Annotated in this window: 21 protein-coding genes; 15 read left to right on the forward strand and 6 right to left on the reverse strand. The window is 64.3% G+C overall.

The annotated features are described in order from the left end of the window. Window positions 1–277: 277 nt before the first annotated feature. From dacB to CLAM6_RS15470, 3 genes are all read right to left on the reverse strand, one after another. Window positions 278–1,828 (reverse strand): D-alanyl-D-alanine carboxypeptidase/D-alanyl-D-alanine endopeptidase, encoded by a 1,551-nt coding sequence (gene dacB, locus CLAM6_RS15460; protein WP_242007700.1) that lies wholly within the window; start codon window positions 1,826–1,828, stop codon window positions 278–280. A 67-nt stretch (window positions 1,829–1,895) separates the two neighbouring features. Then, window positions 1,896–2,225, reverse strand: coding sequence for a DMT family transporter (locus CLAM6_RS15465; RefSeq protein ID WP_153636572.1), 330 nt, complete (start codon window positions 2,223–2,225; stop codon window positions 1,896–1,898). A 4-nt stretch (window positions 2,226–2,229) separates the two neighbouring features. Beyond that, window positions 2,230–2,679, reverse strand: a complete 450-nt coding sequence (locus tag CLAM6_RS15470; RefSeq protein WP_153636573.1) for a PACE efflux transporter — start codon at window positions 2,677–2,679, stop codon at window positions 2,230–2,232. Window positions 2,680–2,820: 141 nt separating this feature from the next. Between CLAM6_RS15470 and CLAM6_RS15475 the strand changes: the two genes are divergently transcribed. Then, window positions 2,821–3,747, forward strand: a complete 927-nt coding sequence (locus CLAM6_RS15475) for a LysR family transcriptional regulator (RefSeq protein WP_153636574.1) — start codon at window positions 2,821–2,823, stop codon at window positions 3,745–3,747. Between the two features lie 6 nt (window positions 3,748–3,753). Here the strand turns inward: CLAM6_RS15475 and trmB are convergent, their stop codons facing one another. Then, window positions 3,754–4,443 (reverse strand): tRNA (guanine(46)-N(7))-methyltransferase TrmB, encoded by a 690-nt coding sequence (trmB, locus tag CLAM6_RS15480; protein WP_107335950.1) that lies wholly within the window; start codon window positions 4,441–4,443, stop codon window positions 3,754–3,756. Between the two features lie 478 nt (window positions 4,444–4,921). Between trmB and CLAM6_RS15485 the strand changes: the two genes are divergently transcribed. From CLAM6_RS15485 to CLAM6_RS15500, 4 genes are all read left to right on the forward strand, one after another. Then, complete coding sequence (locus tag CLAM6_RS15485; protein WP_153636992.1) at window positions 4,922–6,796, forward strand: beta-ketoacyl synthase; 1,875 nt, start codon at window positions 4,922–4,924, stop codon at window positions 6,794–6,796. Between the two features lie 226 nt (window positions 6,797–7,022). After that, window positions 7,023–7,532, forward strand: coding sequence for a pantetheine-phosphate adenylyltransferase (gene coaD, locus CLAM6_RS15490; RefSeq protein WP_043334599.1), 510 nt, complete (start codon window positions 7,023–7,025; stop codon window positions 7,530–7,532). Between the two features lie 10 nt (window positions 7,533–7,542). Continuing rightward, complete coding sequence (locus CLAM6_RS15495) at window positions 7,543–7,800, forward strand: YfhL family 4Fe-4S dicluster ferredoxin (RefSeq protein WP_043334597.1); 258 nt, start codon at window positions 7,543–7,545, stop codon at window positions 7,798–7,800. A gap of 581 nt (window positions 7,801–8,381) precedes the next feature. Beyond that, a complete protein-coding gene (locus CLAM6_RS15500; RefSeq protein ID WP_153636575.1) occupies window positions 8,382–11,312 on the forward strand; it encodes a sensor domain-containing diguanylate cyclase in 2,931 nt (976 codons plus the stop codon). Window positions 11,313–11,419: 107 nt separating this feature from the next. On the opposite strand, the gene CLAM6_RS15505 is transcribed toward CLAM6_RS15500, so the two are convergent. Then, window positions 11,420–11,701: a hypothetical protein gene (locus CLAM6_RS15505; protein ID WP_234368090.1), complete on the reverse strand. Its 282-nt coding sequence runs from the start codon at window positions 11,699–11,701 to the stop codon at window positions 11,420–11,422. Window positions 11,702–11,974: 273 nt separating this feature from the next. Here CLAM6_RS15505 and CLAM6_RS15510 point away from each other — a divergent pair, with 273 nt between their 5' ends. The 4 genes from CLAM6_RS15510 (at window position 11,975) to CLAM6_RS15525 (ending at window position 17,031) form a co-directional block, all read left to right on the forward strand. After that, a complete protein-coding gene (locus CLAM6_RS15510) occupies window positions 11,975–13,309 on the forward strand; it encodes an MATE family efflux transporter (RefSeq protein WP_153636576.1) in 1,335 nt (444 codons plus the stop codon). Window positions 13,310–13,477: 168 nt separating this feature from the next. Then, window positions 13,478–14,788 (forward strand): short-chain fatty acid transporter, encoded by a 1,311-nt coding sequence (locus CLAM6_RS15515; RefSeq protein WP_153636577.1) that lies wholly within the window; start codon window positions 13,478–13,480, stop codon window positions 14,786–14,788. A gap of 272 nt (window positions 14,789–15,060) precedes the next feature. Continuing rightward, complete coding sequence (locus CLAM6_RS15520; protein ID WP_043332919.1) at window positions 15,061–15,585, forward strand: acyl-CoA thioesterase; 525 nt, start codon at window positions 15,061–15,063, stop codon at window positions 15,583–15,585. Between the two features lie 114 nt (window positions 15,586–15,699). Then, window positions 15,700–17,031, forward strand: a complete 1,332-nt coding sequence (locus CLAM6_RS15525; protein ID WP_153636578.1) for a methylated-DNA--[protein]-cysteine S-methyltransferase — start codon at window positions 15,700–15,702, stop codon at window positions 17,029–17,031. Between the two features lie 13 nt (window positions 17,032–17,044). Here the strand turns inward: CLAM6_RS15525 and CLAM6_RS15530 are convergent, their stop codons facing one another. Beyond that, complete coding sequence (locus CLAM6_RS15530) at window positions 17,045–18,493, reverse strand: aminotransferase-like domain-containing protein (protein WP_153636579.1); 1,449 nt, start codon at window positions 18,491–18,493, stop codon at window positions 17,045–17,047. Between the two features lie 157 nt (window positions 18,494–18,650). Between CLAM6_RS15530 and CLAM6_RS15535 the strand changes: the two genes are divergently transcribed. The 6 genes from CLAM6_RS15535 to CLAM6_RS15560 all read left to right on the forward strand — a co-directional run bounded on the left by CLAM6_RS15535 (window position 18,651) and on the right by CLAM6_RS15560 (window position 22,701). Then, window positions 18,651–19,253: a LysE family translocator gene (locus tag CLAM6_RS15535; protein WP_043332923.1), complete on the forward strand. Its 603-nt coding sequence runs from the start codon at window positions 18,651–18,653 to the stop codon at window positions 19,251–19,253. Between the two features lie 133 nt (window positions 19,254–19,386). Further along, window positions 19,387–19,992 (forward strand): glutathione S-transferase family protein, encoded by a 606-nt coding sequence (locus tag CLAM6_RS15540; protein WP_153636580.1) that lies wholly within the window; start codon window positions 19,387–19,389, stop codon window positions 19,990–19,992. A 44-nt stretch (window positions 19,993–20,036) separates the two neighbouring features. Continuing rightward, complete coding sequence (locus CLAM6_RS15545; RefSeq protein ID WP_153636581.1) at window positions 20,037–20,480, forward strand: GNAT family N-acetyltransferase; 444 nt, start codon at window positions 20,037–20,039, stop codon at window positions 20,478–20,480. A gap of 66 nt (window positions 20,481–20,546) precedes the next feature. Continuing rightward, window positions 20,547–20,951 carry a DoxX family protein gene (locus CLAM6_RS15550; protein ID WP_242007701.1) on the forward strand — a complete coding sequence of 135 codons (405 nt, stop codon included), beginning with the start codon at window positions 20,547–20,549 and terminating at the stop codon, window positions 20,949–20,951. Next, a complete protein-coding gene (locus tag CLAM6_RS15555; RefSeq protein WP_153636582.1) occupies window positions 20,951–21,535 on the forward strand; it encodes a DNA-3-methyladenine glycosylase I in 585 nt (194 codons plus the stop codon). Before CLAM6_RS15550 ends, CLAM6_RS15555 begins: the two co-directional genes overlap by 1 nt. Window positions 21,536–21,585: 50 nt before the next feature. After that, window positions 21,586–22,701 carry a metal-dependent hydrolase gene (locus tag CLAM6_RS15560; RefSeq protein ID WP_153636583.1) on the forward strand — a complete coding sequence of 372 codons (1,116 nt, stop codon included), beginning with the start codon at window positions 21,586–21,588 and terminating at the stop codon, window positions 22,699–22,701. Window positions 22,702–22,783 lie beyond the last annotated feature (82 nt).

Here is a 22,783-nt window from a genome sequence, read left to right on the forward strand (position 1 = left end):
AAAATTTGCCCTCGCAGCGCCAAAAACGCTTCAAGTCCTTGATTGTTGCGGTGCAATAGCGATTTTGGCGTTAGCCAACGCCGTCACACAACGCTATGCTCTTGTTATCTCGTTGCGCCCTGTCGAGCGTCCCGAGTGCCCTCCCCTCAGCCATGCCGGGCGTGTGGAGGACCACCCCGCCTTCGGGCGGGGTTTTTTGTGTCTGTCACTCAGGCCATGAACACGAAAGCCCCGCCGATTGGCGGGGCTTTCGTGTCTTGCGCTCGCGATCAGGAGCTCAGTTGCGCTCGATCATCGCGGTCAGGTCCTCGGCGACCGGATCCAGCACCTGCGGCCAGGACAGATAAGGCACCGCTGCCCGACCGTTGACCATCACCGCGAAGGCGCCCCAGCGGCCACTTTGCGTGCGGAAGTATCCCGAGATGGCGCGCACCGGCACCGGGTTGTTGAGCGTGCCCGTCTTGACCATCACGTGATTGCGGAAGGTCTCGCTGCCACGGCGGATGAAGCGCATCGGGCCATTGACCGGTGCCTGCAGGCCCGCCACGAAGGTGGGGAACAGCGCCGGGCGGTAATACATGCTGTCGAGCAACGCCACCAGTCCACTGACGCTGGTGCGGTTCTGGGAGGTCAGGCCGCTGCCGGAATACATCGTCAGCGGGCCGTGACCGGGAATCGCGCTGGCGAAGGTCTCGAGCTTGGCGCCGCCCTGGCGCAAGGTGGCCTGACTGCCGCCGACCAGCGCCAGCGTCAGCTGGTCCGCCATGAAGTTGTTGGAGTAGTTGAGCATGCGCGTCAGCAACTCCTGCATCGGCTTGCCTTCGACGCTACCGAGCTGCGCGGCGCTGGAGGGCGGCGCCGTCGAGGTGATGTCCACCCCGCCGGTCACCGTGATCCCGGCGCGCGCCAGGATGTCACGCATCAGCTCACCGGTGTACAGCGCAGGATTGGAGACGGCGCGGTAGATGCTGCGCGGCTGGCTGTCGGCGGCGATGGTGCCGGTGACGACCAGCGTATCGCGACCGTTGCTGGTGGTGCGGCGGGCATTGATGGCGCTCTTGCCCCCCGCGCCGACCGTGGTGACCTGGTTGTCGAATATCTCGGTGGGCTGGGTGGTGTCGCAGCTGGCCAGTCGCGCCGGCGCCTGACTGCCCGCACCCGGCATCACCTTCACGCACCAGCTGGCATAGTTGCTGGCCGCGGACGACAGCAGCGCATCATAGGCATTGCTGGAACGCCGCGAGGCATTGCAGCGATCGGTACTGATGCAGGGCACCGGCCCGAAGCGCCACTGGCTGATCAAAAGGCGCCCTTCGACGCGGCGGATGCCCCGAAAACGCAGCTCCTCGGTCAGACGCCACAGCTCTTCACTGGTCAGCGCCGGGTCGCCGCTGCCCTCGAGCACCAGGTCACCGGTCAAGACGCCGCCGCTGATCGTGCCCGTGCTGCGCAGACGCGTGGAGAAACGGTACTGCGGGCCGAAACGGTCCAGCGCCGCACCGGCGATATAGAGCTTGGACAGCGAAGCCGGCGTCAGTTGCTGGTCGGGATTGACCGAGGCCAGCGTCTCGCCGGTATCAAGCATGCGCGCCTGGGCACTGACGATGAAGCCCTTGTCAGTCAGTCGCGTCAGGTTGTCAAAGCCCGCCGCCTGCGCCGGCCCCGCCACGACAAGCGTCGCACCGGCCGCCATGGCCAGTCGGCGCAGCGAGCGCGTGAAACGCAGCGACTTGCCCGCTGCCGCGGGGCGCGCCGCCTTCAGCAAGGGCAACAGGGGAGACAGTCGGGAGGGTCGCGCAGAGGTCGGTGCAGTGCGAAATAGGGGCATGAGGCATCCAGTGACGTCGTCGGTGAGCATCCATGTCACAGCCGGGAGGCGCCGTGATGCCCCTAGCTTAATGAGGACTGGCGCTGGAAAACAGATGCAGGACGGCGACACCGCCCACGATCATCGCCAACCCCAGGATGGCCGGCAGGTCTGGCATCTCGCGATAGACCACCGCACCGAACACGGTGACCAGCACGATGCCGAGCCCGGACCACACCGCATAGGTCACGCCCAGCGGCAGATCACGCAGTACCAGCGTCAGGAAATAGAAGGCGATGCCGTAGCCCACCACCACGATCACGCTGGGGCCGAATCGCGAAAAGGACTCGGAGGCCTTGAGCGCACTGGTCGCGATGACCTCCGCCAGTATGGCCACTGCCAGGAAGACATAACTCATCGAATCACCTCGTATTGTGGGGGGCCAGCTGCTGCTCACGCGCGGCCTTGCGCGCCAGCAGACGACTCATCACGGCATCGAACAACGGATTGAAGATCATGGCCCAGACCAGGAAGAAGGCAACGAAGCCCAGATCCAGCAGCAATGCCTGCCACAGTCCCAGGTCGAGCCAGGCGGCCACGATGAAGACGGTCACCAGTACCAGGCCGAGCTCGAAGCCGAGTGCCTGAGCGATGCGCTGGGTCGCGCTGCGCTGGCGGGTCGGCACCCAGCGATCGAACATCCAGTTCCAGACCGTACTCCAGATCACCGCCAGTGTGGACATCACCACCGCCAGGCTGCCCATGCTCGCCAGGTCATTCCCCGTGACCAGTGCCGACAGCGGCGCCACGAGCAGGATACCGCCCAATTCCAGCAATCCTGCCTGGGCCAGACGTTCTTTCTTGGAACGCATGTCATACCTCCTCTCGATCACCGCGTGTGATGCCGGACGGGCTGAACGACGCGGATGGAGGAGGCATTCTAGAGAGGTACAAGATGGTTTAAAGTTGGTATCCATCTATTATTCAGATGGATCAAGGCGCGAGGCGAGGCAATGAACTGGACACTGGAGCAACTGCAGACGCTGCGCTGCGTGGCGGAGACGGGCTCGTTCTCGGCGGCGGCGCGGCGTCTGGGTCGCGCGCAATCCGCGGTCAGCACCGCCATCGCCAATCTGGAGCTGGACCTGGGCTGCGAGCTGTTCGATCGCGGCCCTCGTACGCCGGTGCTGACGCCCGCGGGCGAGGCCATGCTGCATGAAGCCAACAGCGTGCTGATGCAATGCCAGCGCCTGGAAGCACGCGCCCGCACCCTCAGCCAGGGGCTGGAAGCCAGCCTGACGCTGGCGATCGATGAAGCGCTGGTAGAGATGCCGCCGGTGATGGCGGTACTGGAAAAGATGGCGGTGCAATACCCGACGCTGACGCTGAATCTGCTCAATGGCGCGCAGGATGAGGTGGCCCGCTGGGTGGAGCAGCACCAGGCCAATCTCGGCATCCTGTTCTATCAGCCGCTGGGTGTCATGGCGCTGGAGCGCGAGGCGCTGGGGCGACTGGAGCAGGTGCTGATCGTGGCACGCGATCACCCGCTGGCGCAGCTCGAGAGCCCGACCCACAGTGATCTGGCCGATCACCGCCAGCTGATGATCGGCCAACGTCAGCAACTGGAACCCGGCCACGAGGGGCCACGCTCACAGCGCTTCTGGCAGCTCAACAGCTTCTATGCGATGGCAGAGCTTACGACGCGCGGGCTGGGTTGGGCACAGGTTCCGCGCCATATCGCCCACTACCCCCCCTTTCAGCAGCGCCTGAAGATTCTGGACTTGAGCGCGCTGGGCGCCACCGCCGACATCGATATCGAACTGATCTCGCGCCGCGACAGCCCTCGTGGCCCCGCGGCCAGCTGGCTGCGCCAGTCACTGCGCGACACCTTCCACAACAGCCACGCCGCTATCGCCAACCAGAACCTGCCACCGACGTGAGTCGCGTCAGACCTGCAGCGGGTAGCGCTCGGGCGTGTGTTCAAGCTGGCATTCGAGTCGCCACAGCGCCTGGCCAGACTCGTGATACTTGCGCTCGAAGTGCGTCAGATAATCGCCCTGCGGCTCGAAGGCGTGCGCTGTCACCTCGACACCGGTGGCATACCCGATGGCCTGGGCGAACTCCCGAGCGTAGATCTCCCAGTTGGTGCGCAGCTCCAGCTGACCGCCCAGCGCCATGATGATCGGAAATACCGGGTGGCCCTGCCAGCGCATCTTGAGATGGCGCGCCTTGGGATAAGGATTGGGGTACAGCAGGGTGTGATGCGCAGGTGCCCAGCCCGCGGCGAGCGCCAGGCGCCAGAAGTCGACGAGGTCTGCGCGCACCAGCAAGGCGTTGTCCGGCAGCTCGCCATGCTTGCGGCTGAGACGGTCTTCGCTGCGGTCCACGCCGATGACGGCATGGTCCGGATGCGCCAGTGCCAGCTGGCGAGTCGATCGCCCGACGCCGCAGCCGCTGTCCAGCCACAGGGGCTTCGCCTGAGCCGACAACCACTGTTGCGCTTGCAGGAACGCTTCGCGGGTATGCTCCGCCACGGGTTTGCGCAGCGGATGCGCCATCGCACGGCGCACGCGACGCTCGATATCCTCGTGGGGGCCGGTCTGGGGAGAATCGATCTGGCGGGAGTTGGCGTACATCAGCAGTTCCGATAGCAACGGGCAGGAAAATCACGCGCGGAGTCTAGCAGATGCGCCTGCATCGGGCTGCGCCATATGGCGTACAGCCCATCCGGGGCCGGCGGCGCAGGAAGGCCTGGGCACAAAAAAAGGCGCCTGCCTCGCGGCACGCGCCTACACCAACTCAAACAGCCACGACAGAATGGCAGCTTGCGATTCGAAAATCAAACAAACGTTTAATCACGATCATCCCGCGCCATGACGAGTACAAAAACAGGCCAGTGGGACTCGCACTGAGCGCAGAGATATCGCACAGTGTTCGCAGCAAGCGCTCGCTGGCGCGCCCGCGTAGAGGCGGGGGTGCATGACGCCTGTATTGAGGGGGTGTTATCATCCGCCCATCATTTGGACGAATATCCGCAGAGGTATCGCCCAGACCAACGACTCACAGTATTTTTACGAGGAAAGCGGCTTGTCACACTTACCGGTGATCGTCGGCATGGGCGGCGTCAATGCCGCCGGCAGAACTTCGGGCCATCAGGCGTTCCGACGCACGGTGCTCGACTCCCTGCCGGAGACAGACCGTCAAGAGACCCTGCTGGGGCTCGCGTCGCTCATGAACCTCGCCCGCTGCGATGATCAGGGCCAGTGGTTCGATGCCGAAGGCCAGCCCGCCGAGGCTCAGGCGCTTGCGGAGCGTCTGGCAGACCAGGTGCTGACCCACACCCTGATTCGTCGCATTGAAGACGAGCGCTTCAACGCGACAGGCATTCCTGCCAATCGTCAGTCAAAGCTGACGCTGGGCCAGGACTTGACCTTCACGCTGCGCAGCCGCCAGCTGCCGGAACAGCCGCCCGCTGACTGGCAGATCCGCGAGCTGGACAACCGTCATGTCGAGGTCACGGTACCGGCCGGCGAATTCGATGTCCTGCTGCCCGATCATCGTCAGGCGCTGGTGCGTGCCGCGGGTCAGCTGCCCAGCGGCTTCGCGCCGGAGCAGCTCTATCGCAGCGTGCATCACCCGCGCGGCCTGTCGATGACCATCTTCGGTGCCAGCGATTGCCTCGGCGACAGCGGCCTGGACTGGGATGCGCTGCGCGATAGCCTCGATCCGGACGATATTGCCGTCTACGCCGGCAATTCCATCGGCCAGATGGACGCCGAAGGCTGGGGCGGACTGATGAAGTCCTTCGTGGCCGGCGAGCGCGCCACCTCCAAACAGATGCCGCTGGGCTATGCCCAGATGCCCGCCGACTTCCTCAATGCCTATGTGCTGGGCAATGTCGGTGGCGCCGGTGCCGCGATGGGCGCCTGCGCAAGCTTCCTCTACAACCTGAAGCTGGGCCTGAACGACATCCGCAGCGGCCGTCGCCGTGTGGTGATGGTCGGCACCGCCGATGCGCCGATCACGCCGGAGGTCATCGAGGGCTTCCGCAGCATGGGCGCCCTGGCCGATGACGAGAGCCTCAAGGCCCTCGACGCGCTGGAAGTGCTTACCGACAGCGATTACCAGAAGGCCTGTCGCCCGTTCGCGCGCAACTGTGGCTTCACCATCGCGGAAGCGACCCAGTTCGTGATCCTGATGGCGGATGATCTGGCGCTGGACACCGGCGCTCGCATCATCGGCAGCGTGCCGGACGTGTTCGTCAATGCCGACGGCTGGAAGCGTTCCATCTCGGCGCCCGGCGTCGGCAACTACATCACCCTGAGCAAGGCGGTGGCGCTGGCGCGCGATATCGTCGGCGATGAAGGCGTGCGCCAGCGCAGCTTCGTGCACGCCCATGCCACCTCCACGCCGAAGAACCGCACCACCGAGTCCCACGTGCTCAATGAAGTGGCTCGCGCCAACGACATTCAGGCCTGGCCTGTGGTGGCGGTAAAATCCTTCGTCGGCCACAGCCAGGGCAGCGCCGCGGGCGACCAGGCGGTGTCGGCGCTCGGCAGCATGGCGACCGGCATCCTGCCGGGTATCCCGACGCTGGATGCCATCGCCGATGACGTGCATCACAGCCACCTCGACATCCGCCGCGAGGCGCGCGAGTTCACCGCAGACGTCGCCTTCATCAATGCCAAGGGCTTCGGTGGCAACAACGCCAGTGGCGTGGTGCTGTCGGCAGACGTCACACTGAAGTTGCTGGCGGCGCGGCATGGTGAGGCGGCACTGGCTGCCTGGCGTGAGCGCAGCGGTCTCTGCGAGCAGCGTCGCGCCGACTATCTGGACAAGGCACAGCGCGGCGAATTCACGCCGACCTATCGCTTCGGTGAAGGCGTGCTCGAAGGTCCGGAGCTGGAGATCACGGATCGCGAGATCCGTATCCCCGGCTATGCGAAGCCCGTCTCGCTCAAGGTCGACAACCCCTTCGGTTCGCTGTAAGCCAGGCTCGCTGCAAGACCGGCTGGCTACCCCTCCCGGGTTGCGCACTCGCTGACGAATCCCCTCCCGCGACTGGCAAGCCGCGCGAGGGGTTCTACACTCGGCGTACCAGGGAGCCGGCGGCGCGACAGCCACTGCGCCCCGGCCTTCTGCGGCTCCTCATCCTTCGTCGTCCACTGCAGCCGGTCACCAGGCTGACCCGCTGCCGACAGAGCTCGAGTTCGTCATGCCCAAGAACATTGCCGTCTATCCCGGCACCTTCGACCCGATCACCAATGGCCATACCGACCTGATCGAGCGCGGCGCGCGCCTGTTCGACAAGGTGGTGGTCGCGGTGGCTTACAGCCCCAGCAAACGCCCCGCGCTGCCGCTGGAGATGCGCATCGATCTGGCACGCCGGATTCTGGCGCATCTCGACAATGTCGAGGTCATCGGTTTCAGCTGCCTGCTGACAGAGCTGCTTGAGCAGCAGAATGCGCGTATCATTCTGCGCGGCCTGCGTGCGGTCTCCGACTTCGAGTACGAACTGCAGCTGGCCAACATGAACCGGGCCCAGGCACCGCACGTCGATAGCCTGTTCCTGACCCCGGAATTACAGAACTCCTACATTTCATCGACCATCGTGCGCGAGATATCGCGTCATGGCGGTGATGTGTCGCGTCTGGTGCATCCGCTGGTGGCCGAGACCCTCGCCCGGCATTTCTCCGCTACCGACGACGACACCGCCACAAGCTGAGGACAGCATCATGGCCCTGATCATCACTGATGAGTGCATCAACTGCGACGTCTGCGAGCCGGAATGTCCCAATGGGGCCATCTCGCCGGGGGAAGAGATCTACGTCATCGACCCGGACCTGTGCACCGAATGCGTCGGACACTTCGATGAGCCGCAATGTCAGCAGGTCTGTCCTGTCGACTGCATCCCGCTCGACCCGGCCAACAAGGAAAGCCAGGAAGAGCTGATGGACAAGTACCACATCATCACGGCCGCACTCGGCAACTGATTGCCGCCTGCTCCGGCAGCCGTCATGACGATGACATGGCCTGTACTGCGCCACATCCGTCGTGACGGCTGCTGCTTGCTTCTTGCCTGACACCTCCTGCTTTCTCCGCAAGCCCTCTCTATAAGCTCTTTCCTCAAGTCCTCTCCATAAGCCCTTTCCTCAAGCCCTTTCCTCAGACTCGGCCCTGACAGGCGTTTCAGCGCCTGACTCGCCAACGCGGCGCCTCTTGCTACAAGACACCAACAGGTAACGTAACCGACTGGCACTAACACCGACTGGCAAAGGCGCCGACGGGCAAAGACGCCGGCTGGCGACACACTTCGTTCGCGATCAAGACCTCCCGCTCTACCCGCCAGTGCCTGCTCCCGCCGTCCTCCCCGCCGTCCTCCCTGCCGGCCCCGCTGCTACCATGGCCAGACAACATCGTGGCTACCAACCTGCTCTCGGCCCCTGCCTAAACGGCTACGCAATTAATACCAAACGCTACGCCAGGTTATTTTCTGTTAGGGCAATGTAAACAATCTATTCTATCCTGTAGTGATAAAGTCACTGTCGTACCCTTTCACGCGCACGGATTGCCCATGTCCTCTCGCTCTCTCTCTACCGTTCTCAAGCGCCCCTTCCTGGGGACACGCACACAGCTGCCCAATGCCGGCACGGGGATGCTGCTTGTCATGCTGGCGATCATGGTGGTCTTGATCGTGGTGCCGCGTCCGCAGCTGTTCAGCTCGGTCGGACAGTACCTCGTCCCGCATTCACTGCTGGAAATGGGCGCGATACTGGTCGCTCTGATGTCTGCCGTCTCCATCTTCCAGGGGCACCGTCGGACGCTGCCGACCAGCTTTCTGGTCATGGGGTGCGCCTTCATGCTCTCCGCCTTCTTCGACATGGTGCATATCTTCAGCTATGACGGCATGCCCGACTTCGTCAGCGAAGCCTCCGTCAGCAAGGCCATCCATTTCTGGCTGGCAGGGCGGACCGCCTTCATCATCGCGCTGCTGGCCCCCTGCCTGCTGACGGCCCGCCCCGTACCGCGCCGCTATCTGCCCGTGGCCTTTGGCTTGACGCTCGCCATCGGGCTGGCGGTGAGCTGGATAGGCCTCTTTCATCTCGACTTCCTGCCAGAGACCTTCATCGTCGGCAGCGGTTTGACCGCCTGGAAGATCGGCTACGAGTGGGCCCTGGCGCTGAGCGCTGTGCTGGCCGCGGTACTTCTGCTCGGCGCGCGCCGACTGCCTGAAGGCACCAATGCCGGCTGGCTGGCGGTCGCGGCGCTGGCCACGGGGATTTCCGAGCTGTGCTTCACGCTCTATGCCACTGCCTTCGATGTCTTCAATCTGCTCGGCCACCTGTACAAGGTGGTGGCCTACGCGATGATCTATCACGCCATCTATTCATCGCGCATGGTCTACCCCTATCAGCAGCTGCAGAAGATGAGTGACGCCCTGGGCGAGGCCGAACAACGCTGGCAGTTCGCGCTGGAAGGCTCAGGCGCCGGCGTCTGGGACTGGAAGCAGGATACCGATCACGTCTTCTACTCTCCGCAGTGGAAGGCGACGCTCGGCTTCCAGGAACACGAGATCGGCAGCAGCTTCGATGAATGGAAGTCACGCATCCACCCGGATGACATGCCGCGCACCCTCGACGACCTGAAACAGCACTTTGAAGGCCACAGCGCAGAATATCGCAACGAGCACCGCATGCTGACGCGCAACGGTGAATGGAAGTGGATTCTCGATCAGGGACGCGTGGTGGAACGTGCCGAGGATGGCAGGCCCCTGCGCATGATCGGTACTCACAGCGATATCGACTGGATCAAGGAGCAGCAGCAACGCCTGATCAGCAGCCGTGCCCGCCTGCGCTCCATCTATCACTCCGCCCCGGTGGGCATCATCGTCGCCGACCGGGATGGCACCATCGCGGATGCCAACTCGGCCATGCATGCCCTGCTGGGCAAGAGTGATGCCGAGCTTTTCCAGCAATCGCTGTGGGGGCTGTTCTCACTGGACGAGATCAGTCGCATGAAGCGTGCCTGGGGCCAGCTGCAGCGCGAAGGCGGCAGCTTCCAGGACGAATACCACATGCAGACTGATACGGGGCAGATGTTCTGGGCGGAAGTCACCCTCACGCCGCTGGAGGGCGAGGAGCGCACCCTGGTACTGATCAACAATATCGAGGACCGCCGCCGCGCCATCGAGTTGCTCGAGGAGAATGCGACCCTGTATCAGGAAGTCTTCAGCACCGGCAACGCCATCAAGCTGCTGATCGACCCGGAGCTTGCCGAGATCATCGATGCCAACCCGGTCGCCGCCGACTTCTATGGCTACAGCATCGGCGAGATGTGCGGCATGCCACTGGGCCGTATCAACGTGCTGGCCAGCCAGTCGCTCTCCAAGCGCATCCGTGCGGTCGTCAACCGTACCGACAACCACTTCGAGGCCAGCCATCAGCTTGCCAACGGTGAATTGCGTGATGTCGAGATCTTTACCGGCCCGGTGGACCTGAACGGCCGCACCCTGCTGTTCTCCATCGTTCACGACATCACCGATCGCAAGCGTGCCCAGCGCGACCTGCAGGCCGCCAACCTCAAGCTGTCGCGACTCTCCGAGAGCCGCAGCCAGATCCATCACCTCGCGGAATGCCTGCTGACCTGCTCCCAGCTCGATGAGATCATCACCCAGCTCAATGTTCGTCTGCCCAGCCTGTTCGCCGGCTGCGAAGGCAACGTGACCCTGCATGACCCGAATGACATCAATCAGACGATGCATATCAACTGGGGGTCACCGCCCACCGACGCTCGTCACCTCAAGCAGACGCTGACGGTCGGGGATGGCCAGGTGGGGGAATTCGTGCTGCTGATCCCGCCGGAAGAGGACAGCCTGGAGCGCCTGCAGCCCCTGGCGGAAGATGTCAGCCACCTGGTGATGCTGGCACTGGCCGACCTGCAGCTGAAGCGGGGTCTGGCACATGAGGCGCGCAAGGATACGCTGACGCGCCTCTTCAATCGTCGTCACCTCGATGAGGTGCTGCCCCAGAAACTGGCCGAGGCCAGCATCGGCAACCCGCTGTCCCTGGTGGTGCTGGATCTCGACCATTTCAAGCAGGTCAACGACACCTACGGACACGAGATGGGCGATCAGGTCCTCACGCGCCTGGCCAACCTGATACGTGAGTCGCTGCGCAGCTCCGATGAAGCCTGTCGCTACGGTGGCGAAGAGTTCGTGATCCTGATTCCCGGTGCCAGCGCAGCGGTGTCACGCGCACGTGTCGAAGCCATTCTCGAAGCCTTCCACGAAGAAGTCTTCGAGCATGAGACGCTGGGGCCGCTGACCGGCTTGAGCTTCTCCGCCGGGGTCGCCAACGCGCCGCATGACAGCCAGGCCACCGACGCGCTGTTCAACATGGCCGACAATGCGCTCTACCAGGCGAAACGCGCCGGACGCAAACGCGTGCTGTGCTTCAACTCACTGCCGCCTGCAGCCGATAACCACGCCAGGCAAACCGCGCACTAACAGCCGCTTTCACCACCCTTCAGATACGACAACGCCGACCCTCAAGGTCGGCGTTGTCGTGTCCAGCCATGAGCGGCGCGTGCTCACCAGCCGCGATCAGGACATCCTCAATCCCAATCGACACGCGTGGTCTTGCAGCCGAGGCAGCGAGCGAAGGTCGCCTGCGCCGGAGTCGCGACCAGTACGCGCGCCGTCTCATCGATATTCTGCCCCATGGCCGCGAAGGGAGCCGACACGACAAAGATGGCAGCACCGACGACGGTCGTGGCCAGCAACAGTGGACGCCCGATAAGGGCATCGGCCACCATCATGCCTGCGCTGGGTGTGTCGTCACCCTGCTCGCTGGGCAGCTCGATGGCCTGCACCGGCGTCGCCAGCACCAGCGTCATGCCAGCTGCTGCAAGCCCAGTGCGCAATCGCGTGCTTCGCTGAAGAATCGTGCGTTTCATAGTCAGTTCCCTTGCGTCCGGACGCTCCATGCGTCCCTGTTATGGGTCTTCGCGCCAGTGGAGCTCTCTGCTGGCGCATGGCAGGCCTTGCCATCAAGTCACCAGAACTAGATTAGCGCTCCAGCGCCATTACGCCCAGCCCTGCCAGGCCTTATCCTGATCAACGCGACCGCTCCCGGCTGACGTTACCTTCACCCCTCATTCGGACCCAACATGCCCGCACCTTCCCTGAAGACCGCCACACTGCCTTCCGCCGATCGCCATATGTGGCGCCTGGCCTGGCCCATCATCCTTTCCAACATTTCCGTGCCGTTGCTGGGGCTGGTGGATACCGCCGTGGTCGGGCATCTCGAGGATGCGGTGTATCTGGGCGCGGTCACGCTGGGCGCGGTCCTCTTCAGCTTTCTGTACTGGGGCTTCGGGTTCCTGCGCATGGGCACGACAGGCATGACGGCACAGGCCCATGGCCGTGAAGACCACGATGGCCTGCGTACCTTGCTGGGCCAGGGCATCGGGCTGGCACTCGCCATAGGGCTGGTGTTGATCATCGCCGGCTCGCCGCTGATCACCCTGGGACTATCGCTGATGGAGGCCAGCGAGACCACGCGCGCCCTGGCCCATGACTACGCCAGCATCCGGCTGTGGTCGGCGCCGGCGGTGCTGATCAACTACGTGATTCTGGGCTGGTTCCTGGGGCTTGGTAATTCGCGCGTCACGCTCGGCATCCTCGTGCTGACCAATGGCGTCAACATCCTGCTCGACCTGGCCTTCGTGCCCGGGCTGGGCATGACCAGCGATGGCGTGGCGCTGGCCAGCGTGATCGCCGACTACTGTGCGCTGGCCACGGGCCTGTGGCTGGTCGCCCGCCAGCTCAGACGCATGCCGGGGCGCAGTGATCGCGCAGCGCTGCTGTCTCTCCCCGCCTGGGGCGCGCTGATCCGCGTCAATCAGCATCTGTTCGTGCGCACCCTGTGCCTGCTGGGCGCGACGGCCTATTTCACCTCGCAGGGTGCCAGCTTCGGGGATGATGTTCTGGCGGCCAATGCGGTGTTGCTGCAGTTCGTGATGATGACGTCCTATGCACTGGATGGCTTCGCCCAGGCGGCGGAATCAGAGGTCGGGCGAGCCGTCGGCCAGAACGACTGGCAACGCTTCGCGCGCAGCGTGGGCGCGGCAACCCGCTTCTCCTTGATCACCGCGACAGCGGCCAGCGGCCTGCTCTGGCTCTGCGGGCCGGCGTTGATCCACCTGCTGACCGACATTCCCGAAGTCCGCGCCCTGGCCACCGTCTATCTGCCCTGGATGGTCGCCATGCCCCTGGTCGCGGTGTGGAGCTACCTGCTGGACGGCATCTTCATCGGCGCCACGGCGACGCGTGAAATGCGCAATACGCTGGTGGTGTCCCTGCTGGCCTTCATCGGCCTGTGGCCGCTGCTCGAAGGCTTCGGCAATCATGGACTGTGGCTGGCCTTCCTGCTGTTCACCAGCGTGCGCTCTGCCGTGCTCGGCGGCTACTACCTGCATCATCGCCGCCATCATTGGCGCTGATGCCATGCCAGTTGACGCCTCCAGCAGGTTGATGCAGCGCTGAAAGGCTTGCCGCTGGCATTGGCGTGCCACTCGACCATCGCGCGATATTCTCCTGATAGCGAATGGACTAATGTGAGCGTGCCAACCCGTTTCCCATACTGATAAAAAGCCAACAGGGACTCTCACATGCTGCAATCGCTATCACGGCCAGCCGTCAAGCTGGTTGAGCGCTATCTGCCTGACCCCTATATCTTCGTCTTGTTGCTGACCGTCGTTGCAGCGGCAGCCGCCATGCTCATCGAACAGCGCTCCCCCACCGAGGTGATGCGCTATTGGGGCGATGGCTTCTGGAATCTGCTGACCTTCTCGATGCAGATGCTGCTGGTGTTGATCTCAGGCTTCATGCTCGCCAACACCCCGCCGGTGAAGAAAGGCCTGGCCAGCATCGCCTCGCTGGCCAGAACGCCCGGCAGCGCCATCATGCTGGTCACCTTCGTGTCGCTGATCGCCAGCTGGATCAACTGGGGCTTCGGGCTGGTCATCGGGGCACTGTTCGCCAAGCAGCTGGCCAAAATGATCAAGGTCGATTACCGCCTGCTGATCGCCAGTGCCTACTCCGGTTTCGTGATCTGGCATGCGGGCATCTCGGGCTCGATTCCGCTGACCATCGCCACCGCGGGCCACTTCACCGAGGACAGCATCGGCATCGTGCCCACCTCGGACACCATCTTCGCCTTCTTCAATATCGCCATCGTCGCGGCGCTCTTGATCATCATGCCGCTGGTCAATCGCGCCATGATGCCCTTCGAGAAGGAAAGCGTGTACGTGGACCCGGCCCTGCTCGAGGAGAAGCACACCGAGATCAGCGACCAGCCTCGTCCCGCCGAGCGTCTCGAGAACTCGCCGATTCTCGCCTGGGTCGTCGGGCTGTTCGGCCTCGCCTGGCTGGTGGATCACTTCGTGATTCGTGGCGGCGGACTGAACCTGAACGTGATCAACTTCAGCTTCCTGTTCCTGGCCATCGTGCTGCATGGCACGCCGCGCAAGCTGCTGGACAGCCTGAATGAAGCCATCAAGGGCGGCGCAGGCATCGTCATCCAGTTCCCCTTCTACGCCGGCATCATGGCGATCATGGTGCAGTCGGGGCTGGCCGCCACGCTGTCCGAAGGCTTCGTGTCGATTGCCACCGCCGACAGCCTGCCGTTCTGGTCCTTCATCAGTGCCGGTATCGTCAATCTGTTCGTGCCCTCCGGTGGCGGTCAGTGGGCCGTGCAGGCACCGGTCATGATTCCCGCCGCCCAGGCATTGGGTGCCGACCTGTCACGCGTTGCCATGGCCGTCGCCTGGGGCGATGCCTGGACCAACATGCTGCAGCCCTTCTGGGCATTGCCGGTGCTAGCCATCGCCGGCCTCAAGGCCAAGGACATCATGGGCTTCTGTCTGGTGCAGCTGCTGGTGACCGGCATCATCATCTCGCTGGGTCTGACGCTGCTCTGATACCTGCCTGACGGCGGCGTCAGCTAGCCTTTTCAGCCAGCGATTCAGTAGCCTTACCGATAACCCCGCAAGCTTCCTTGCCCCCACAGGTGACTGTGGGGGCAAGGTCGTTTATAGATAGCTGATATGCCGCTCACGGGGTGCCAAGATGTCACGAATCCCGCAGACTAGCCATTATCCCTCTCTGCGCGGCAAGCCAGAGCCATTGCTTCACCTGAGAGCCCCTGACAGCTCCCACTCACCTGACAGGCCCGTGCCTGAAGGACGCCCCAATGAGCGAGAACCAGCCAGAACAGACCGCCCTCAACGAAGCTCTGCCCGGCCAGCATCAGTTGATCATGACCGAGCTGATGACCCCCGACATGGCCAACTTCAGCGGCAAGGTGCACGGTGGCGCCATCCTCAAGAAGCTGGATGAAGTCGCCTACGCCTGTGCCAGTCGCTACAGCGGCAGCTACGTCGTCACTCTCTCGGTCGATCAGGTGCGCTTCAAGCAGCCGATCCACGTCGGCGAGCTGGTGACCTTCCTGGCCTCGGTCAATCATGTCGGCCGCTCCTCGATGGAAATCGGTATCAAGGTGGTCGCCGAATCCATCCAGGGTCGCCTGATTCGCCATACCAACAGCTGCTATCTGACCATGGTCGCGGTCGACTCCAACGGCCAGCCGGTGCCGGTGCCGCCACTCAACCTGGAAACCCAGGAACAGAAGCTGCGCTTCCACAAGGCCGCCATCCGCAAGAAGCTGCGCAAGCAGGCCGAAGAAGAAGAGAAGCGCCAGGAATCCATCGAGTTCTGAGCGACTCCCGGCAAGCGCTGCGAGCGCAATCCTGACAGTCAGCACAAGATACGGAGTGCACCGCCCCGAGCGGATGGCGATACTGATCGTGAACCTTGCACAGCGAGATGAACGATGACATCAGTGTCCGGCGAAAAGACAGCGGCAGGCATGACGGCACCACCTGCCGCTGGCGACGCTCAAGGGTGCGATGAGGCCATCTGGCAGCGCCTGCTGGCGCGCCACCCGATCGCCGGGGAGGCACTGCGCTACGGCGTGATCACCACTGGCATCTTCTGTCGCATCGGCTGCCCATCCCCGGCGCCACGCCGCGACAACCTGCGCCTGTTTGCCGACGCCCACGCGGCGCGAGCCGCAGGCATGCGCGCCTGTCGGCGCTGTCATCCTGAGCAGTCCGAAAAGCCTGATCGCCCTCACGCCGACAAGCAGGCTCGCCATCCCGTCAGGGCCACGCCTGGAGCACCGACGATGCCGGAATCGAACACACCACTTTCACGCGCCTCCACTGCCGCCCGCTCGACATCTGTAGAAGCTGCCCCAGCCCCCGTCTCGCCCTGGCCGCTGGCGGTGTGTCGGCAGCTGGAGCGGGCCGTCGCCGCAGGCGAGCCCACCCCGACACTCGCAAGCCTGGCGGCGGAGCACGGGATAAGTGCCTCGCATCTTCAGCGCCGCTTCACGGCGCTGCTGGGCCTGTCACCTTCCGAGTACTCGGCGGGTCTGCGTCAGATGCAGTTCCATGCGCTGCTGGAGGAAGGCCATGGCGTGACCGAGGCGATCATCGCCGCCGGCTATCGCTCCAGCAGCCGCGCCTATGCGCGCAGGGACGGCATCACGCCCAGTGCCCGCCGCTCCGGCGGCAAGGGAGAAGACCTGCTGGCCCTGCATTGGCCGTGTCGCTTCGGGATACCGGAGCAGTCCTGCTGGCTGAGCGCAGGACTCAGCGCGCGTGGCGTGGTCGTCATTCAGCTCAGCGACAGTCGTGAGGCGGGCCAGCAGGCGCTGGAAGCACGCCTGCCCAAAGCCAATTGGCAGCAGATGGAGACAGAGACAGACGAGCAGGACGGCAGCGGTCACGCGGCCAGTCGCCTGCTGCATGCCTCACTGGGGGCACGGTTGCTCGCTCTGTGTGAGCAACCGGAGACCAGCCATGCGCTGCTGCTCGAACTGCCGCTGGATGTGCGTGGCACCGCCTTTCAATTGAGCGTCTGGCAGCGGCTCAACGCCACCGTGAGTGGCGATACCCTGACCTACCGCCAGCTGGCCGAGGCGCTCGAGCGACCGACCGCCAGCCGCGCCGTCGCCAATGCCTGTGGCGCCAATCCGCTGGCTCTGCTGACGCCTTGCCATCGTGTGGTACGCGGCGATGGCGGACTCGGCGGCTATCGCTGGGGCGTGCCGCTCAAGCAGGCCCGATTGGCGCAGGAGTCCGGCACCCGCCGGGAGTGAGAGCGGCGATGTGCTAGAGCGTCATGGGGCGCAGCGCAGGCGGCGCCTGCAGCTGCTCGCGCACGATTTCCAGCGCGTGGGTCAGCGCCTCACGGCTCTCGGCAGCGCTCAGGCACAGCCGGATGGCCTGCGGTGGCGGCTCATTGCCGACACAGAAGGGCTCGGCGCTGGTGACGTGCACCCCCCGCTCGGCCAATGACGCGACCATCGCCTGACTGCGTTGCCCTTCGGGCAACTCGAGCCACAGATCGAACGAGGACGGCCGCGCCGCCGGCGACCACTCCGCCAGCAGCGTGCGGGCCAGTCGCTGGCGCGCGCGCATCTCCTCCATCTGCCACTCCACCAGCTGTGTCGCGTTGCCGCTGGTCAGCCAGGCGCAGACCGTCTCCATCAACAGCGGCGCCACCATCCAGCTGTGGCTGCGCAGCACTGCGCCGATGCGGGTCAGTACCTCCACCGGCGCCCGCAATACGCCCAGGCGCAGGCCGCCAGCCAGCAACTTGGAGGTGCTGAAGACATACAGGGTGCGCTCCGGCGCCATCTGATAGAGCCGCGTACCGCACTCCTCGTCGGGCAGATATTGCACCCCATCTTCCAGAATCCAGAAGTCATGCTGGCGTGCGAGGGCGACCAGGGCCTCGCGCCGTGCATGAGACAACTGCGCCGCGCCCGGATTGTTCTGCTCGGCCATCACATAGACCATTCTGGGTGCCTGCTGACGACACAGCCGCGCCAGTGCCTCGACATCCATGCCGTCATCATCCAGCGGCACCCGCAACAGCTTGAGGCCACGTTCGGCGCTGGCGACGATCAAGCCGGGATAGGTCAGCGCGCCGGTGACCACGGCATCTCCGGGCGCCAGCAGCGCCGACAGCGCCAGCGTGATGCCATTCTGGCCGCCCTGGGTCAGCATCAGCTCCTCGGGGTCGACCGGCATGCCGAGCTCGCCCATCCAGCTCGCCAGCAACTGCCGGTGGCTGCCGTCGCCGAATTCATTCTGATACTCGACACTGCGCAGCAAGGCCTCGGGTGACTGGCTGATCGCGGTCAGCGCCGCCGCCATTCCCTGCTGCCGCGCGGGGTGAGGCGGTGGCAGGCTCATGGTGAGATCGATCACGCCGGATGCCGGCAGCGCGCCCTCCTGTTCTGGCGCCAATCCATAGGCCTTGCTGGCACGCAGAGCATGCCCGAAGCTGCTGAAGGATCCATGCGCGCTCCGGGTGGCGCCGTTGATGTAGGTGCCGCTCCCGACACGCGCCGACACCAGGCCACTCCGCTCGGCCTCGGCGTAGCCTCGCGTCACCGTGCCGATGGTCACGCCCAGCGCATCCGCCAGCCGCCGTTGAGGCGGCAGTCGCTCGCCTTCCTTGAGTTGGCCCGCGGCGATATCGAGACGGATGGCCTCCGCCAGCGCACGGTAACGCGGCATGGCGGGGTCCAGGGTCGGAATCCACATTGTCATGGTGACAAAAAACCTGTTGACGGTAATTGTCATCAGATTATGCTCAAAACATGCCGCCAACAAGCCACAAAACACAGGAATGTGCCGGCATCCGAAAATTGAATCCATACAATCAGACACGCCACCTCGACAACGCCCACCACGCTGAAGGACACCCATGGAATCCCTCGCCTTTCTGGCCCCCGCCACGCTTTTCATGCTGTCGATGACCCTGACACCCGGCCCCAACAACGTGATGTTGACGGCCTCGGGGGCCAACTATGGTTACTGGCGCACCCTACCGCATATCTTCGGCATCCTGATCGGCTGCCTGGTGCTGTTCATCGCCATCGCGCTGGGGCTGGGGCTGGTCTTCGAGCGTTATCCCATCGTGCAGACGCTGCTGAAGGTGCTGGGCAGTGCCTACCTGCTCTACCTGGCCTGGAAGATCGCCACCGCTCCGCCCCCTGACTTCGCCAGCCAGCAGGATGCGCGTCCGATGACCTTCCTCGCGGCGTGCCTGTTCCAGTTCGCCAATCCCAAGGCCTGGGTGATGGGCATGGCGCTGATGGCAAGCTTTCTGCCCGAGGAAGGCCCGGCACTGCTCAACGCCGTATTGCTGGCAGGCTTCGCGGAACTGGTCGCGCTGCCGTGCATCTCGCTGTGGGCGGGCTTCGGGACCGCCATCGGGCGTCTGCTGAATACCGAGCGCGCCTGGAAGATCTTCAACCGCGTGATGGGCGTGCTGACCGCTTCCTGCGTGGTGATGATCCTCGGCTGATCCACAGCCTGCGCCTGGAGCACGCGAATGACACCGGAGCATCGAACACTGTTCGAATAATCACTGTTCATGCAGGCGAGGTTGGCTAGACTGTCGAGACGCCAATTCCACGCTCGCACAGGACGCTCCCTGCATGCTGACACTCTACGGTGATCGCCGCTCCGGCAACTGCTACAAGGTCGAGCTGCTGCTGCACCTGCTCGAACGCCATCATCACTACATCGAGGTCGATATTCTGGCCGGCGACACCCGCACGCCGGAATTCCTGACCCGCAACGTCAATGGCAAGATTCCGCTGCTGGAGCTGCATCGCGGCGAGACACTGTCAGAGTCGAATGCCATCCTGAATTACCTCGCCGATGGCAGCGACTACCTGCCGAGCGACCCCTTCCTGCGCGCCAAGGTGCTGCAGTGGCAGTTCTTCGAGCAGTACAGCCATGAGCCGTACATCGCCACCGCCCGCTTCATCAATCGCTACCTTGGCCTCACCGATGAGCGCCGCGCCGAGTACGCCGCCAAGCAGGATGGCGGCAAGCGTGCCCTGCGCGTGATGGAGCACCATCTCGCCGAGCATGACTGGCTGGTCGGGGACCGATTCACGATCGCCGACATTTCCCTTTATGCTTATACGCATGTTGCCGATGAAGGCGGCTTCGCGCTGGATGACTATCCCGCCATACAGGCGTGGCTGGCACGTGTCGCGGCGCAGCCGGGGCATTTCGATATCCCGCGGGACTGATAGGATATGGCATCCCCGACGACCGCCGCTTGCCAGGAAACACGATGCCAACCTTGACCTATCGCCCGATGACACCGGAAGACCACCCTGCCTTCATCGCCATGATGGAGGCGACTCCGGGCGTGGTCATCCGCGATGCCGACCGCCATGCCCCTGTCGCCCGCTATCTGGCGCGCAATCCCGGCATGAGCCACCTGGCCTTTCTCGATGAGCGCCTGGTCGGCTGCGCCATGGCGGGCCATGATGGCAAGCGCGGCTATCTTCAGCATGTGATGACGGCGCCGGACATGCGTGGCCAGGGCATCGCCAGCACGCTGGTCGATCGCTGTCTGGCAGCCTTGGCCTGCGAAGGCATCGACAAGGTGCATCTGGATACCCTGCACGACAACCATGACGCTCATCGCTTCTGGGAGCGCCTTGGCTGGTCCAACCGCAATGCCGAGATCGTGCGCTTCTCGCGCATTCTGGTGGACAACCCCAACGCCTGAGACAGCCGCCTTCTATCCCGACGACCGCTGAGCAAGCCCGACGACCGCTGAGCAAGGAGCTCTACCGTGCAATTTCTCGAAAATGACGACCTCGGCAAGCTGATACTGCGCCTGATGCTGGGCCTGCTGTTGCTGTTTCATGGCCTCTCGAAATTGCTCGGTGATGGCGGCACGCTGAGCTGGATCGCCGGCGAGCTCGAGAATCTGGGCATCCCGGGCGTGGTGGCCTATGGCGTCTACATTGGCGAGATCATCGCGCCCATCATGCTGGTGCTCGGCGTGCACTCGCGCATCGCCGGTCTGATCGTGGTCGCCAACATGCTGTTCGCCTTTGCCGTGGCGCACATGGGCCAGCTGTTGAGCCTGTCGCCCTCCGGCGGCTGGGCGCTGGAGCTGCAAGGCTTCTTCCTCACCAGCGCCCTGGCCATCGTCTTTCTCGGCAGCGGCCGCTTCGCGGTACAGGAGGACTGATGGCCGACGTCGTCACCGCCAGCACCTATTGCGAGAATGCTCCCCGGCACCCGATTCATGGCCCATATCATGATCATGAATACGGCTTTCCGGTCAGCGATGACCGGGTGCTGTTCGAACGCTTCGTGCTCGAGATCAATCAGGCCGGCCTCTCCTGGCTGACGGTGCTCAAGAAGCGCGCGGCCTTCCGCGAGGCCTTCGAGGATTACGATATCGCGCGCATCGCCGCCTACGGGGACGAGGACCGCGCGCGCCTGCTCAGCAATGCCGGCATCATTCGCAACCGACTCAAGATCAATGCCGTGATCCACAACGCAGGCGTGGTGATGCAGCTCAAGGACTCCCACGGCAGCTTCAGTGCCTGGCTGGATGCCCACCATCCACAACCGCTGTCAGCCTGGGTCAAGCTGTTCAAGAAGACCTTCCGCTTCACCGGCCCCGAGATCGTCAACGAGCTGCTGATGAGCTGCGGCTATCTGCCCGGCTGTCATCGTGATGACTGTCCGGTGCAGGCACGCGTGCTGGATGCCGGCCCGCGCTGGGCCGAGCCGGGCGCCCTGGCGGCGATCCGCGCAGATGACTGACGCCTGCTCCCACGCCTCCCGCTCTCTTCTTCCTCACAGGTAGCCCACGCATGGACTCCCTCACCCAGATCTGTCTCGGGGCCGTCGTTGGCGGCGCCGTCATGACGCCGGCCATTCGCCGCCTGCCCGGCCCGAAACGCGGCGCGGCCATCCGCTATGCGCTGCTCGGCGGTGCGGCACTCGGCACCCTGCCCGACCTCGACGTGATGATCGACTACGGCGACGCGGTCGCCAATTACACCCATCACCGTGGCTTCAGCCATTCCCTGCCGGTGCTGGCGCTTTTGGGCATCGTGCTCGGCTGGCTGCTGGCGCGCCTGCCACGTCTGGCGAGCCTCGGCCGTGGGCGGCTGATCGCCTACTGCGTGCTGTGCCTGGTCACCCACCCGTTGCTGGACAGCTTCACCACCTACGGCACCCAGCTGCTGTGGCCGTGGCCCAGCCGTCCCATCAGTCTGGCCAGCATCTTCATCATCGACCCGCTCTACACCCTGCCGCTGCTGATCACCGGCCTGTGGGTGGCGATTCGTGGTCGCACCGGGCATCTGTTGAGCGCGGGCCTCATGCTCTCGAGCCTCTATCTGGGCTGGGGACTGGCCGCCAAGAGCTGGGTCGAACATCGCGTGGCGCCGCTGCTGGCCAGCCAGGGCTTCGCCGACGCTCCGCGCATGGTGCAGCCGACTCCCTTCAACAGCCTGCTGTGGCGTGTCAGCGCAACCACGCCGCAGGCGGATCACGAATGGATGGTCAGCGTGTTCGACTCCGACGCGCAGCTGGCGTCTCTCGCACGCCGTGATTATCCGCGCCATCCGACGCTGGATGCCGAGGTCGCGAAGCTGGAGGACGGCCAACGTCTGCGCTGGTTCGCGGCGCCCTATCTGCGCGCGAGCCGCGAGCGGACCCCGGAAGGTGAGACGCTGCTGGCAGTGACCGATACACGCCTGGGCTCACCCGGCTATCACCCCTTCCGCTTTGCCCTCGCACGCCAGAGCGCCCAAGGGGAATGGCAAGGGCTCGAGGACAGCCAGCGGCTGCCCAGCCGGCCTGTCGATCGCGCCGCCCTGCTAAGCCTCTGGCAGGCCGTCCACGACCCGCAGACGCGCATGCAGCCGAATCAGCGCACCGTCTCTGCCACGCCCTCAAATCCCTCGGCCGAGACAAGATAAAGCGCCGCTGATGAAGGCCCGAGATACGACAACGCCCGCCATGGTAGCCATGGCGGGCGTTGTCGTATCAGTGCTGCAAAGA

The sequence above is a fragment of the Cobetia sp. AM6 genome (genome assembly GCF_009617955.1).
GTDB lineage: Bacteria > Pseudomonadota > Gammaproteobacteria > Pseudomonadales > Halomonadaceae > Cobetia > Cobetia amphilecti.